13 protein-coding genes are annotated in these 13,916 nt (G+C 52.5%); all 13 read left to right on the top strand.

The features are described 5' to 3' along the window. Positions 1 to 100 precede the first annotated feature (100 nt). Complete coding sequence (locus tag L1X57_RS00835; RefSeq protein ID WP_009722446.1) at positions 101 to 1,891, top strand: acyl-CoA dehydrogenase; 1,791 nt, start codon at positions 101 to 103, stop codon at positions 1,889 to 1,891. 213 nt (positions 1,892 to 2,104) lie between these two features. Further along, positions 2,105 to 3,478: a solute carrier family 23 protein gene (locus tag L1X57_RS00830; RefSeq protein ID WP_009722447.1), complete on the top strand. Its 1,374-nt coding sequence runs from the start codon at positions 2,105 to 2,107 to the stop codon at positions 3,476 to 3,478. Between the two features lie 63 nt (positions 3,479 to 3,541). Continuing rightward, positions 3,542 to 5,173 carry an acyl-CoA synthetase gene (locus tag L1X57_RS00825; RefSeq protein WP_009722448.1) on the top strand — a complete coding sequence of 544 codons (1,632 nt, stop codon included), beginning with the start codon at positions 3,542 to 3,544 and terminating at the stop codon, positions 5,171 to 5,173. An 18-nt stretch (positions 5,174 to 5,191) separates the two neighbouring features. Further along, positions 5,192 to 6,040 (top strand): 3-hydroxybutyryl-CoA dehydrogenase, encoded by an 849-nt coding sequence (locus L1X57_RS00820; RefSeq protein WP_009722449.1) that lies wholly within the window; start codon positions 5,192 to 5,194, stop codon positions 6,038 to 6,040. A 131-nt stretch (positions 6,041 to 6,171) separates the two neighbouring features. After that, positions 6,172 to 6,945, top strand: a complete 774-nt coding sequence (locus L1X57_RS00815) for an enoyl-CoA hydratase-related protein (RefSeq protein ID WP_009722450.1) — start codon at positions 6,172 to 6,174, stop codon at positions 6,943 to 6,945. 101 nt (positions 6,946 to 7,046) lie between these two features. Next, positions 7,047 to 7,664: a LysE family translocator gene (locus tag L1X57_RS00810; RefSeq protein ID WP_009722451.1), complete on the top strand. Its 618-nt coding sequence runs from the start codon at positions 7,047 to 7,049 to the stop codon at positions 7,662 to 7,664. A 39-nt stretch (positions 7,665 to 7,703) separates the two neighbouring features. Next, complete coding sequence (locus L1X57_RS00805) at positions 7,704 to 8,399, top strand: glutathione S-transferase family protein (protein ID WP_009722452.1); 696 nt, start codon at positions 7,704 to 7,706, stop codon at positions 8,397 to 8,399. Positions 8,400 to 8,464: 65 nt separating this feature from the next. Then, complete coding sequence (locus L1X57_RS00800; RefSeq protein WP_009722453.1) at positions 8,465 to 9,004, top strand: YaeQ family protein; 540 nt, start codon at positions 8,465 to 8,467, stop codon at positions 9,002 to 9,004. Between the two features lie 191 nt (positions 9,005 to 9,195). Continuing rightward, positions 9,196 to 10,185, top strand: coding sequence for a lipid A deacylase LpxR family protein (locus L1X57_RS00795; protein WP_009722454.1), 990 nt, complete (start codon positions 9,196 to 9,198; stop codon positions 10,183 to 10,185). A gap of 26 nt (positions 10,186 to 10,211) precedes the next feature. Next, the gene (locus L1X57_RS00790) at positions 10,212 to 10,532 is read left to right on the top strand and encodes a hypothetical protein (RefSeq protein ID WP_009722455.1); all 321 of its coding nucleotides are present in this window, start codon (positions 10,212 to 10,214) and stop codon (positions 10,530 to 10,532) included. 73 nt (positions 10,533 to 10,605) lie between these two features. Beyond that, positions 10,606 to 11,127 (top strand): DUF421 domain-containing protein, encoded by a 522-nt coding sequence (locus tag L1X57_RS00785; protein ID WP_009722456.1) that lies wholly within the window; start codon positions 10,606 to 10,608, stop codon positions 11,125 to 11,127. A 108-nt stretch (positions 11,128 to 11,235) separates the two neighbouring features. Then, positions 11,236 to 11,553 carry a DUF6693 family protein gene (locus L1X57_RS00780; RefSeq protein WP_009722457.1) on the top strand — a complete coding sequence of 106 codons (318 nt, stop codon included), beginning with the start codon at positions 11,236 to 11,238 and terminating at the stop codon, positions 11,551 to 11,553. Between the two features lie 223 nt (positions 11,554 to 11,776). Continuing rightward, positions 11,777 to 13,888 (top strand): TonB-dependent siderophore receptor, encoded by a 2,112-nt coding sequence (locus tag L1X57_RS00775; protein WP_009722458.1) that lies wholly within the window; start codon positions 11,777 to 11,779, stop codon positions 13,886 to 13,888. The last annotated feature ends 28 nt before the right edge of the window (positions 13,889 to 13,916 follow it).

Raw genomic sequence — 13,916 nt, 5'->3', positions numbered from 1 at the left:
AGACCTTGGGCTAATGGTGTGATGAAAGTAGTGAAACTACTATTCGTGATAGTGTTTTTACTAATTGCTGTTTATCACCGATTTCCGCTGAGGTTTTGCCATGAATTATTATGCCGCGCCGGTACGCGATTTGCGTTTTGTGCTCGAAGAGTTACTCGCACACCGCTCGCTTGCACTGCCAGGCTTTGAAGAAGCCACTCCCGACTTGGTTGAGGCGGTGCTGGAAGAGGCAGCAAAACTCGCAGGCGATGTGTGGGGGCCACTCAATAGTGTCGGTGATCGGCAAGGTGCCAAGCGCCACACGGATGGTAGTGTCACCACCTCGGAAGGGTTCGCTGCGGCCTACCAAGCGTATGTAGAAGGCGGCTGGAATGGCATTGGTGTTTCTGAAGCGCTAGGTGGCCAAAACCTACCCGAAGTGGTCGCCAGTGCCGTTCAAGAAATGCTCCACGGCGCCAATATGGCCCTGGGTCTTTGCCCTATGTTGACGGCAGGCGCGATCGAAGCGCTGGCGCATCACGGCAGCGAAACGCTAAAAACGACGTATCTCCCCAAGCTCGTTGAAGGTACCTGGACAGGTACCATGAATCTGACGGAGTCTCAGGCAGGCTCCGATCTTTCTAAAGTACGCACTAAAGCCATCCCAGAAGGCGACCACTACCGCATTAGTGGCCAAAAAATCTATATCACCTGGGGCGAACACGACGCCGCCGAAAATATCATTCACCTTGTGCTGGCGCGCAAACCCGATGCGCCCGAAGGCAACAAGGGCATTTCACTTTTCCTAGTGCCCAAGTTTCTGGTTAATGCGGATGGCTCGCTGGGCGAGCGTAACGACGTGACCTGTGCCTCTATTGAACACAAGCTGGGCATTCATGGTTCGCCTACCTGCACCTTAAGCTTTGGCGAGAATGACGGCGCTATCGGTTATCTGGTGGGGGAAGAGGGACGTGGCCTCAACCACATGTTCACCATGATGAACGAAGCGCGTCACAAAGTGGGTATTCAAGGTATCGGTTTGGCAGAGCGTGCTTGTCAGCATGCATTTGCTTATGCCTTGGAGCGCACCCAGGGGCGTTCGCCTAAATCTCGTGGCGGTAGTGAATGCACTATCAGCGACCACTTAGATGTGCGCCGGATGCTGCTCTCAATGCGCGCTCGTACCGATGCCCTTCGTGCCCTGGCGCTTTACTGTGCTGGTCAGTTGGACCTTGCCCGGCACAGTGAAAGCGACAACGAGCGCCAAACTGCCCAGGCGTGCGCCGATGTACTGATCCCTATCGTCAAAAGCTTTTCGACCGACCAAGCCGTGGATATCGCATCGATGGGTATTCAGGTGCATGGCGGCATGGGCTATGTGGAAGAAACTGGCGCCGCCCAGCTACTTCGAGACGCACGAATTGCGCCTATTTATGAGGGTACGAATGGCATTCAGGCTCTCGATTTAGCGGGGCGTAAGCTACAGCGTGATGGTGGTGCGGCATTAACAGCACTGATAGATGACGTGCTCAATACGGCAGAAGCGCTGCGAGCCGAATCTAGCCTTACATCACTTGGTGATGCACTGGCTGCAGGAGCCGACGACCTGCGGGCCGCTATGCAGCTTGTGCTTGAGCAAGGCAGTGACCCAGAAACTGGCCCAGATGCGGTGCAGGCCTATGCGACGCCGTTGCTCAATCTGGCAGGCCATGTGCTGTGTGCCTGGCAGATGGGAAGCGCCGCACTTCATGCGACCAGCGCGCTACAAAAGGGCAGTGATGAGCCGTTTTATCGCGCCAAGCTGTGTAGCGCCAATTTTGTTATCACCCAGTGGCTGCCGAATGGCCGCGCGCAACGCGCGGTTATCGAAGCGGGTATGCAGTGCCTGAGTGACTTCGAATTAACGCCATAAACTACCCACAAGCGTGATTGCTTAACCATTGATTTCCGCCGACCCATTGGGTCGGCGGCTTACGTTAATACGCAGTGAAACGATCGTTTTAAAGCGTATCGCTGTGCTTAATCGCGCCAGTACGGCTGTGTGTATTGTCACGCTGAATCGTTGTTTCGGTTCAAAGCAATGGTATTCACAACAACATTAATGACTAAAACCAAGGAGTACTTCATGCAACTTAAGCACCGCCAGCACGGTGAAGAGCAGCCATATTGGCCCTTAGGGCCGTTTAAAGTGCGGCTCCCCTTTGTCCATTATCGTTGGGAAATGGCAGAGATGATTCAGGGGCTCATCATGTTTGTGGTTAGCCTGGCGATGATTCCGCTTTTAGAGCAGTTCCTTGGTTTGCCTTATGATGTTGCCCTGGCGTATGTGGTGGTGTGCGGCGTCGGCTTTATGCTTCCCGCGTTGCTAGGCGTGCCGATGGTGCCCGGCTGGATTACGCCTGCCGTGCCGGTGGTGTTGGCGTTCCTGGGTGATTTTGAGCCAGGCCCTGAGGCTATTCAGGCGCTGTTCGCACTTCAATTCTTGGTCTTTCTGATTTTCTTAATCTTAGGGGTAACCGGGCTGGGCCGTAAGCTGGTTCACCTGGTTCCTAACTCCCTTCAGGCGGGCATTATTATCGGTGCCGGTATCGCGGCCATTACCGGTGAAATACAGCAGGGTGGGCGTTTAGCTGAGACCCCTGTGTCACTGATCGCCGGTATGTTAATTGCTATTTTCATGCTGTTTTCGGTGGCCTTTAAACGCTGGGTGGAAGATCACGCAATCATGCGCAAAATTGCCAACTACGGCATGGTGCCAGGCATGATTATCGCGATTCTGGTGGCTTGGGCGATTGGTGAGTACCCACGCCCTACCATTGAGTGGGGGATTACCCAGCCGAATTTCACTGAGATGTGGAACTACCTACCTTTTACAGTCGGCTTTCCTGGCGTTGATGTCTTTGTGCTGGCCATACCCACGGCGGTGATTGCCTACGTTATCGCGTTCGGCGACATTGTCGTAGGGCGTACGTTGATGTCCCGTGTGGATCATATTCGTACCGATGAAAAAATCGACTACAGCACGGATCGTATCCACCACGTCACCGCTATTCGTAACGGCATGCATGCTTTCTTTGCCCCCTATCCTGGTTTGGCGGGCCCGATCTGGACTGCTGTAACGGCCACCATGGCTGAGCGTTATAAGAATGGCCGACATGCCATGGAATCGATTTATAGCGGCGGCGGCACTTTCTGGATTACCGGCTTTATTGCGCTATTTACGCTGCCATTGGTCAGCATGTTTCAGCCGGTGTTGCCCATTGCACTCTCGCTCACCCTGCTGCTGACTGGCTATATTTGCTTAATGGTAGGTATTGAACAGACTAAAACCACCGCTGAGCGTGGCGTCGCAGGCACGATGGCCGTCGTATTGGCGGTATATGGTGCAGGGTGGGGGTTAGCCGCGGGGGTCGTGCTGTACGTGTTAGTACAAAAAACAAATATGTTCGGGCGTGAGCCTGCGCCTAGCCAAGACGCGGAAGAGCAAGATCAACGCTAACGATAAAAAAGCTATTGCGCGATTAACTATCAAGATAAAAACGGTCAACACAAAAGGTGATTTATGAACGCATCCATTTTTGAGCAGGGCATGCCACCCACGATTGCTAACCATGTACCGCTATCTCCATTGACGTTTATTGAGCGTTCGGCGGCGGTGTATCCTGATTACCCGGCGGTGGTGCATGGCACAACGCGCCGCACCTGGGCAGAAACCTGGACTCGTTGTCGCCAGTTGGCTTCGGCGCTTGAAAAGCGCGGCCTTCAGCCCGGCCAAACGGTGGCGGCAATGCTGCCGAACATCCCGGCGATGTTTGAAGCCCATTTTGGGGTGCCACTGGCAGGCTGCGTGCTTAATACTTTGAATATTCGCCTGGATGCCGAAGCAATCAGCTACATGCTGGCCCATGGTGAAGCGAAAGCCATTCTTGTTGATCCTGAATTTGCACAGGTCATCAACGACGCCGTTGCCTTATTAGACGATAAGCCGCTGATTATTGACGTTTTCGATCTGGAGTTTTTAGGCGAAACCCAAGGCATTGGTGAGGTTGAGTATGAAGCGTTGCTTGCAGAAGGTGAGGCTGACTATGCCTACACGCTGCCTAAAGATGAGTGGCAAGCTATTTCACTTAATTATACTTCGGGAACTACGGGCAAGCCTAAAGGGGTGGTTTATCATCACCGTGGCGCCTACTTAAACGCGGTCAGCAATATCCTAGAGTGGGCCATGCCACATCATCCGGTGTATCTCTGGACCCTGCCGATGTTCCACTGCAATGGCTGGTGTTTCCCCTGGACGATTGCCGCCAACGCCGGTGTTAGCGTGTGCCTGCGCAAAGTCGACCCAAAGCGGATCAACGACCTTATTGTGGATGAGAAGGTCACGCATTTCAGCGGTGCGCCGATTGTACTGAATGGACTTGTGAACTTGCCGGCTGATCAGAAGCGTGAATTTGATCATCCCGTGAAAGTGACCACCGCCGGTGCCGCGCCGCCTGCGTCAGTGATTGCTGGTGTTGAGAAACTCGGCATTGAAGTGACCCATGTGTACGGGTTAACCGAGGTTTATGGCCCGGTGACGGTTTGCGCTTGGCGTGAAGCGTGGAATGAGCTACCGCTGGAATCCCGTGCCAAGATCAAGGCTCGCCAAGGGGTGCGCTACCACATGCTTGAGGCGCTCTGCGTGGCTGACCCGCTATCCCTTGAACCCGTCGCGAAGGATGGCGAGACCATCGGTGAAATTTTGATGCGTGGCAACAACGTGATGAAAGGCTATCTGAAGAATGCCGAAGCCACTGAGAAAGCCTTGGAAGGGGGCTGGTATCACACCGGTGATCTCGCGGTTTGGCACGCCGATGGCTATATCGAGATTAAAGACCGTTCTAAAGACATCATTATTTCCGGCGGTGAAAATATCTCCACCATCGAAGTGGAAGATGCCATTTATAGCCACCCTGCGGTAGAAGAAGCCGCCGTTGTGGCTAAGCCCGATGAAAAGTGGGGTGAGACACCTTGCGCGTTTGTTAAATTAAAAATCGGTTATGGTGAAATTACCGAAGCCGACATTATTGCTCACTGCCGAGAGCATTTAGCGAGCTTCAAAGTACCCAAGACCGTCATTTTTAGTGAACTGCCAAAAACGTCAACGGGAAAAATTCAAAAGTTTGTGCTGCGTGAAGAAGCGAAACAGCACTGATTCAGGGGAAAAATAACGATGAGTGAACAACCAATCGGGGTAGTGGGAGCTGGCACCATGGGGCAGGGGATCGCCCAGGTGGTCGCTGCCAGTGGTTTTACGGTTCGTCTCTTTGATGTCGCCGATGAGCAGCTTACTCGTGCCCAAGCCAATATTGATAAAGGTCTTGGCAAGCTGGTCGCGAAAGAAAAAATGAGCGAGTCAGCTAAGCAGGAGGCACTGTCGCGGCTTTCCACTACTACTGATCTAGAAGCGCTAAGTGACTGTGGCATTATTATTGAAGCCGCCCCAGAGCAGCCCGCGCTGAAAGAGAAGCTGTTTCGTGACCTTAGTCATTTAAGCAGCGACGCGATTCTTGCCTCTAACACCTCGTCACTCTCGCTAACGCGGCTAGCCGCTGTGTGCGAGCGACCCGAGCGGGTAGTGGGCATGCACTTTTTCAACCCAGTGCCGGTGCTCAAGTTAGTGGAAGTGATTCGTGCTGAACAAACCTCTGATACCACCGTTGAGCGCATAGAAGCGCTGGCGAAAGCGCTTGGTAAAACGGCGGTGCCCATTGGTGATGCACCGGGCTTTGCGGTTAATCGCTTGTTGGTGCCGATGATCAACGAAGCTGCCTTTATCGTTCAAGAAGGAACCGCAACGCCGGAGGCCATTGATGAAGCAATGAAGTTGGGCGCTGCCCACCCAATGGGGCCGTTGGCGCTTGCAGACTTGATTGGTCTCGATGTTTGTTTGGCGATCATGAATGTGTTGCAGGAAGGGTTTGGTGACCCTAAATATCGCCCCTGCCCGTTGCTAAAACGCATGGTGGATGCGGGGTACCTGGGACGTAAGAGCGGTCGCGGCTTCCATATCTACGAGTGAGCATGCGTAAGTAAGGATAAGCGGATCAGGTCAGTCAAGCGCGACAAAAGAAGTGATTGCCTACCAACCAAGCGTTCGCTAGGGTTGGCGGGTATTCATTTTTAATGCGCAATAACAATTAAGGAGCCTGTATGAGCGATGCAGTGATTGAAAAAGTTGATAACGACGGCATGGTGCGATTGACGATAAATCGCCCTAAAGCATTGAATGCATTGAATAGCGATGTGCTAAGTGCCTTAGAAGAACACCTTGTGGAACTTGAGGCGCACCCACGTTTACGCGCTGTCATCATCACTGGCGCCGGTGAAAAGTCGTTTGTTGCCGGTGCTGATATCACCGAAATGCGTGATAAAACCCCAGAAGAAGCGCGTGCTTTTGCTACCCAGGCACTGCGGACTATCAAGCGCTTAGAAACATTGCCCGTGCCGGTGGTCGCGCTAGTGAACGGGTTTTGCCTTGGCGGCGGCTGCGAATTGGCACTGGCCTGCGACTGGGCGGTAGCCAGTGAAAACGCTGTCTTCGGCCAGCCTGAAGTGTTGTTAGGCGTCATTCCTGGCTTTGGCGGCACCCAGCGTTTGCCGCGTCGTGTTGGTCCCGCCATGGCGATTGACCTAGTAACCACTGGCCGCAAAATTGATGCCCAGGAAGCGCTGCGCATTGGGCTAGTTAACCGTGTGATGCCCCAGGCTGAGCTTGAAAACTATGTGGAAGAGCTCACCAAGCAGCTTAAAGGTAACGGCCCACTGTCTGTGCGCGGTGCTAAGCAAGCCGTTCACGACGGGCTAGATCAAGACCTTGGTAGCGCTCTGGCGCTGGAAACCAGCCTGTTTGCGTTCTGCTTTGCTGGCGAAGAGCAGAAAGAGGGCATGAGTGCTTTCGTTGAGAAGCGCAAACCTAACTTCTAAGCTTTCGCTCATTCAAATTTTACTTATTTAGGGGGTAGCGCTTGCGCTACCCCCGTTTTATTCTCAGGCTTACTACCTCTGATTTCTTTGGAACTGTCACGATGCAATGGGCCGCGTTTTTAATTGCCGCGCTTGGTTTTGCTTATCTACCCGGACCAGCGATGTTGTACACCGCAGCGCAAACCCTGGGGCGAGGCCGACGCGCAGGATGGTTAGCGGTTATCGGTGTACATATCGGTTGCTACGTCCACGTTATTGCTGCCGCGCTAGGCTTGGCGCTGCTGTTTGCGGCCATTCCGCCAGCTTACATTGCCATGAAGATCATCGGAGGGCTTTACCTGCTCTGGATGGGGCTGCGTTTATGGAAGCAAGGCATTCGCTCCCATGGCGACGAAGTTCCACTGGCTACTACTAAGCGCGTACTGCGTGACAGCTTTCTGGTAGAAGTGCTCAATCCTAAGACGGCGCTCTTCTTCGTAGCGTTTCTACCTCAATTTGTTCAGCCCGACAGCGTTATACCGGTGGCATGGCAACTGCTTTGGCTAGGTGTCGCCACCAATATGTTGTTCTCTTCTGCAGATGTCATGGTGGTGCTGCTGGCCAGCCCGCTGCGGGAGTGGCTACAAAAGTCCCATGGCCCCTCCAGGTTGATTCAACGCATCGGCGGCGGCGTATTAATGGGATTAGGAGGCAATACCTTAGCCCAGGCGGCGCGTTAAGAATGGCTGCTTATTAACTTCCTATACAAGGAATGTTGCATGTTTGATCTGTATATCGCCAACAAGAATTACTCGTCTTGGTCGCTGCGCCCTTGGGTGCTAATGAAGGCGCTGAATATCCCCTTCAATGAACATGTTATGCCATTTGAAGGTGGGGTGGGGGACAGTCATGCCACCTTTACGCGTTTCTCACCTTCTGGCTTGGTGCCATGTTTGGTGGATTCGGATGATGAGGTGGCGGTATGGGACTCGTTGGCTATTGTTGAGTATCTTGCTGAAACGTACCCAAGTGTGTGGCCGGAAGACAAAGCAGCACGCGCCTGGGCACGTTGTGCCAGCGCTGAAATGCACAGCGGGTTTGGTGCACTGCGCGCTGAGTGTCCAATGAACTGCGGCGTGCGTGTTGGGCTTAAAGAGCTTTCAGCAGGTCTAAACAACAATTTGGCACGGCTGGATACGCTATGGCAGGAAGGGCTTGAACGCTTTGGGGGGCCCTTTTTGGCAGGGGAAAAGCTGTCTGCTGTTGATGCGTTTTACGCGCCTGTTGCGTTTCGGGTACAGACCTTTAACCTGCCGCTGAGCGAAGCATCACAGGCTTATGTTCAGCGTCTACTGGCCCATCCGGCCATGGAAGAGTGGTACCAGGCAGCGTTGGCAGAAACCTGGCGTGAGCCAATGCATGAGCAGGACACGATTAAAAACGCCACTTTATTAAACGATTACCGCGCGGTATAGCGCACTGCCGCCCTGTGTTTCGATAAATCCGCTACACTGGCGCAAATTTTAGATGGATATCTCCAATGGCGTTGAGTGCTACCCCCTACAAAGTTGATGTCAACCTGACGGACCTTGATCGCAATGTCTTTGAGACGCTGCGTTTTACGGTGGCCCGCCACCCTTCTGAAACCGAAGACCGAATGTGCGCACGCTTGATCGCCTACCTACTGTGGTACAGCGAATCGCTCGCTTTTGGTCGCGGCCTTTCCGATGTCGACGAGCCTGCCTTGTGGGAAAAAAGCTTGGATGGCCGCGTGCTTCATTGGATAGAAGTGGGCCTGCCTGATGCCGAACGTCTTACTTGGTGTTCACGCCGTGCGGAGCGTGTTTCGCTGTTGGCTTATGGGCGAGTGGATCTGTGGGAAAATAAAGTGTTACCGGCAGTGGCAGCACTCAAAAATGTTCATGTGGCAGGGCTACCCCAAGAGGCACTTACGACCATCGCGGCGGATTTGCCGCGGTCTATTAATTGGGCAGTAATGATCAGCGACGGTTCGCTGTTTATTACCGATGAAAATGGCCAGCATGAAATCACGCCGCAATGGCTACTGCGAGACCGCTAACGGATTCAGCACTAGGTTTTGGCCATGGTGTGGTGACGTTTTTTCACGACAGGATGTCGTGATAGGCACTGAGTTAGCGAATAGATAGCAAGAAAGTACGCTTGCTATCTATTCGTGCTATTACATGCAATCATTCATGTTTGTTAATGATTGAACACTCTTGCCTCCCCCCGATACTCAAGGATTGAGCTATGAACAATACCTCCGCACTATGCTGGAAGGTACTGCCCATTATTTTGCCGTTAAGCTTACTGCCCTCATTGGCTATAGCTAGCGACAGTTCCCTGTCGGTTAAGCTTGAAAATGATGGCCTTGCTAGCAGCGATGACGGCCACTTCACCAGTGGTTTTGAGCTTAACTGGACCTTTACGCCGCAAGCACAAAGTTGGCTGCAACGCCTTGCGACGGCGCTGCCCGATAGCTTTATCGGCCAAGCGGATAGAGCGTCTTATCGCTTAATTCACCAGATTTATACGCCGAACAATATCGAACGCCACTCTCTGATAGAAGATGACCGCCCCTATGCAGGTCTTGTCTACGGCGGCCTGTCGCTTTATGAAGATGTACCGATGGGGCCGTGGACGCAAGCCACCGATTTACATCTTGATATTGGTGTCGTGGGGCCCTCCTCGCTCGCCGACAGTATTCAGCGTGAAGTACACCGTGTCACCGATAGCGACCGCCCCCGTGGTTGGAAAAACCAGCTGGGCGATGAGGCGCTGGTGAATGTAACCGTTCGTCGCCACTGGTGGAATGACATACCGCTAGCAGGTAAACAGTTCTCCCACGGCCCCAGTGTGGGCGCAGCGTTAGGCAACTTGTATACCTATGCAAGTGCTGGCTATAGCGCACGCTGGGGGGACGATGCCGAAGGCATTCCTACGCTGACACCTAACCCGGGCAGCCGCCATTTAATGAGTGGCCATCGTGGGTGGCAGTGGTATCTGTTTGCGAATGTAGAAGGCTACTACATGGCGCAGAACTTAACACTTGATGGTAATACGTTTAGAGATAGCCATTCTGTTGACCGTGAAGAATGGGTAGCAGAAGCCTCCGCCGGGCTTGCCATGGCCTGGGAAGATTGGCAGGTGACGTACGCCGCTGTTCAGCGTACGCGTGAGTTTGACGGACAAGATGAGCAAGACAAATTCGGTTCAATTACGCTAACGAAACGCTTTTAGTAAAACAATAAGCGGAAGGGGGCGGTATGGCCAACAAGTACTCACATACGCCGGATGGCCGCTATTTTGTGGCTAAAAACCGGCTATGGCGCTGTACCGACCCACGCTTGAGCGATGATGAAAAACGTACCCACATAAAGGCGCTGATGAAAGCCCGCCGAGCGGTGCGCACTGCTCAGCAACAAAACGATGAAATAGCGCTACGCCAAGCACGCGAGGCGGTGCAGTCTGCCAAGGAACTGCTGGGGGAGCGCGGCCCGGTATGGTGGCAGGACGGCGCCCCCGATGAAGGTGGTCTTGCCCCTCACAATAGCTCGTATGCGGAGTGGTGGGCATCGCACTCCTAGGTGGTGGTTGCTACCCTGAATATAGGAAGGCTCCAGATGTTCCTCATTAATAACCATTTAGGAGTTGATTCATATGGATATGGTCTTTTATAGCGGCTGGGAAAGTTTGCTGCGTACGTTGATCGTTGGGGTACTTGCTTATGGCGTGCTGGTCGCGTTTTTGCGTATTTCGGGAAATCGCACGCTGTCTAAAATGAATGCCTTTGACTTGATTGTGACTGTTGCACTGGGGTCTACGTTGGCCACCGTGCTGCTTTCAAAAGACGTAGCTTTAGCAGAGGGAGCGCTGGCATTAGCCTTGCTGATTTCACTTCAGTTTGTGATTACATGGCTTAGCGTACGCGTTAGTTGGGTAAAGCGGTTGGTGACGGGCGAACCATTGATGCTGCTGTACCGTGGCAAATTTTTAACGGCCTCCCTGCGCCGAGCACGGGTCACCAAAGACGAAGTGCGCTCTGCCGTCCGCAGCAGCGGCCTCGCAAGCCTAGAAGCAGCGCAAGCAGTTGTACTTGAAACAGATGGATCGCTTAGTGTTGTTAAGCGGGAAGATGAAGGTACAGGTTCAAGCCTGAACGGCGTTCGTGGACTTCACTAAACGATTAAAAATCATAAATTTATAGCCATGACGGCAATTTTTCATTCACGCTTACACACGTGGGTGGTAATCTGCGCCACTTTGTTTCTTAACGTTTAAGGGCGCACCGTGAATATTAAAGCGAATCTCTCTATTCTAGATATTATTGGCCACTTGTTGATTTGGGTGGTGCTAACGATTATTACCTTCGGGATTGCACTGTTTTTCTTCCCCTATTCGTTTTCACGCTTTGTGATTAATCGCACTTCAGTCGTGGATATTGCAACTGGTGCAGAGCGTAAGATGGTGTGTGATATCAATATTTTTAGCAATATTGGTCATATCATTTTGTGGATGATTATCTCAATTTTAACGTTTGGTCTTGGGTATATTTTTTACTTCTATCGTGTTTGGAATTACGCGCTGAATAACTCTCGTATTCAGTAAGTAGCAGGTGTTTTGACTTCTTGTTGATAGCTTTTGTTTTATTTCCCTCTCCTGCAGGGCTGCCAGCAGGAGAGGTTCCCTTCCAAGTCCATTTCTAGCGCCGCTATTGTCTTCTGCCACGTCGCCTTATGGGCGCATTGACATCGTTTGGTTAGGTCTCTATATTTTTGCGAATAAAAATTACTATCATTAACTTTAACATTCGCTCTGGAATCCTATTCAAATGACCTTTACACCTACTTTTCGATTGCGTCGGCTAAGCGTTGCTGTAGCGCTGACGTCGACTGCGGCTATGTCAGCCGTTCATGCGCAAGACAGCGCAACTAATGACAGCGTCGACCTTGGCACAGTCGAAGTGACTGCCGACGCAGCAGGGCGCTTCGGCTACATTGATGCTGAGCGAGATCCCAGTGTTGGTAAGCTTGATGTGCCGCTGGCAGAACAGCCATTCTCTATGTCGGTTATCGATCGAGAGTTTATACAAGACAGCGGTGCTAAAAATATTCAGGATGCGTTGCTCTACACCCCCGGTGTTTACGCCGGTAACTTTGGGTTTGATACCCGTGGCGATAGTGCCAAAGTACGTGGGCTAGATGCTGGGCGCTATTTGGATGGTTTGCGCCAATTGTATGGCTCTTATAATACGGTGCGAACAAATGTTTATGCGCTGGAAAGTGTCGAAGTGCTGCGTGGACCGTCTTCCATGCTTTACGGCCAAGCAGATCTTGGTGGCATTATTAATGGTGTTTCTAAGCTTCCCCAAGAAGAGCGTAGTGGAGAGGTTTGGGCACAGTACGGCTCTTTTGATCGCAAACAGCTAGCATTTGATTTCACTGGCGCTGCGGATGAAGAGGGCACATTTTTGTATCGGGTCGTTGGTTTGGCGCGCGATAGCGACACTCAGGTGGACCACGTTGCCGATGACGGTTACTTAATCGCACCTTCGTTTACCTGGCGTCCCAGTGACGATACCAGTATCACGCTGCTACTTAATCGCCAGGAAGATAAAAGTCAGGTGTCTGCCCAGTTCTTGCCTCAGGTCGGCACGTTAGAGCCGGGTTCAAAAGGCTTTATTGGTTCTGAACGCTTTGTCGGTGAACCTGGCTGGGATCGTTATGACAGCGAAAAAACTGAAGCAACGCTGTTTGTTGATCACCAGTTGAACGATAACTGGGGTTTTTCAGCCACCGCGCGCTACACCAATTCTCGCACCGAAACTCGCGAACATTGGGTAGATATCCCCAGTATTCCTGATGCCAGCGGTGATGTGAATCGTACGATCTTCATGGCAGATGCGGATACGCGTATTTTGAATATAGATGCGCGTATGGAAGGAACGTTTGAAGTGGGTGGCACCCAGCATACGCTGATTACCGGTATTGATCGTCAGGATGCCCGTTGGTCTCAGGATAACTACTATTACGGGTATGGCGAGGGCGGCCGCTTTAATGTGTATAACCCCCAATACGGCAACCTGAAGCTAGACGCGCTCAGCCCAACCGATCGCCCCGACAATGAAATCGAGCAGGTCGGGGTGTATCTTGCCGACCATATTGAAATCGGGCCGGTCGTTGTATCCGCAGGCTTGCGACGAGACTGGGCAGAAAATCGTACGCTAGCGTTGTCAGGGCCCGACACGGTTAGCGATGAAGGTGAAACAACTGGGCGGCTGGGGCTGATGTACCGCTTTGATAACGGCTTCTCGCCTTATGTGAGCTACGCGGAAGCCTTTTCGATGAATCTGGGCAGCGATGGCACGGCGAACCCCAGCCCGTTGAAACCTACCACCGGTGACCAAGAAGAGATTGGCTTTAAGTACATCTCGCCAGATCAGTCGTTGGCAATTAGCGCGGCTTACTTTGATATTACCCAGCATAACCGAGTCAGCGATGGCGCAACACCGGGCGGTGTAGAGCAAGTGGGTGCTGTGGTAGATGGCTGGGAGCTGCAGGTCAATAAACGCTGGCAGCAATTCGAGACGCAGCTAGCGTATACCAATATAAACGCGACCAACGATAGCACGGGTGCTCGGCTACCGTTCGTTGCCGAAGAGCAGGCCTCCTGGTGGAACCGTCTTTATGTCGGTAGCAACTGGCGTATTGGCGCAGGAGTGCGCTACGTAGGGGATAATGTTGGTTCTGGCAATGCCCCCGTTGTGCCTTCTAACACGCTTTATGACGCCATGGTGGGCTATACGGTGGGCGAGTGGGACTTCTCGGTTGATGTGAAAAATGCCACGGATGAAGAAACCATTTCCTGGTGCCGCTACGAAGGTGGCGATTGTGGATATGGCGACCGCCGTAGCATTACAGGTAATGTTCGGTACCAGTTCTAAGTAGCGATATTACAACGGCGGCTACGCT

The organism is Halomonas sp. TD01 (assembly GCF_923868895.1).
Lineage (GTDB): Bacteria > Pseudomonadota > Gammaproteobacteria > Pseudomonadales > Halomonadaceae > Vreelandella.
Note: the sequence above shows the minus strand (reverse complement) of the source record. Positions and strands in the feature narration are given on the sequence as shown.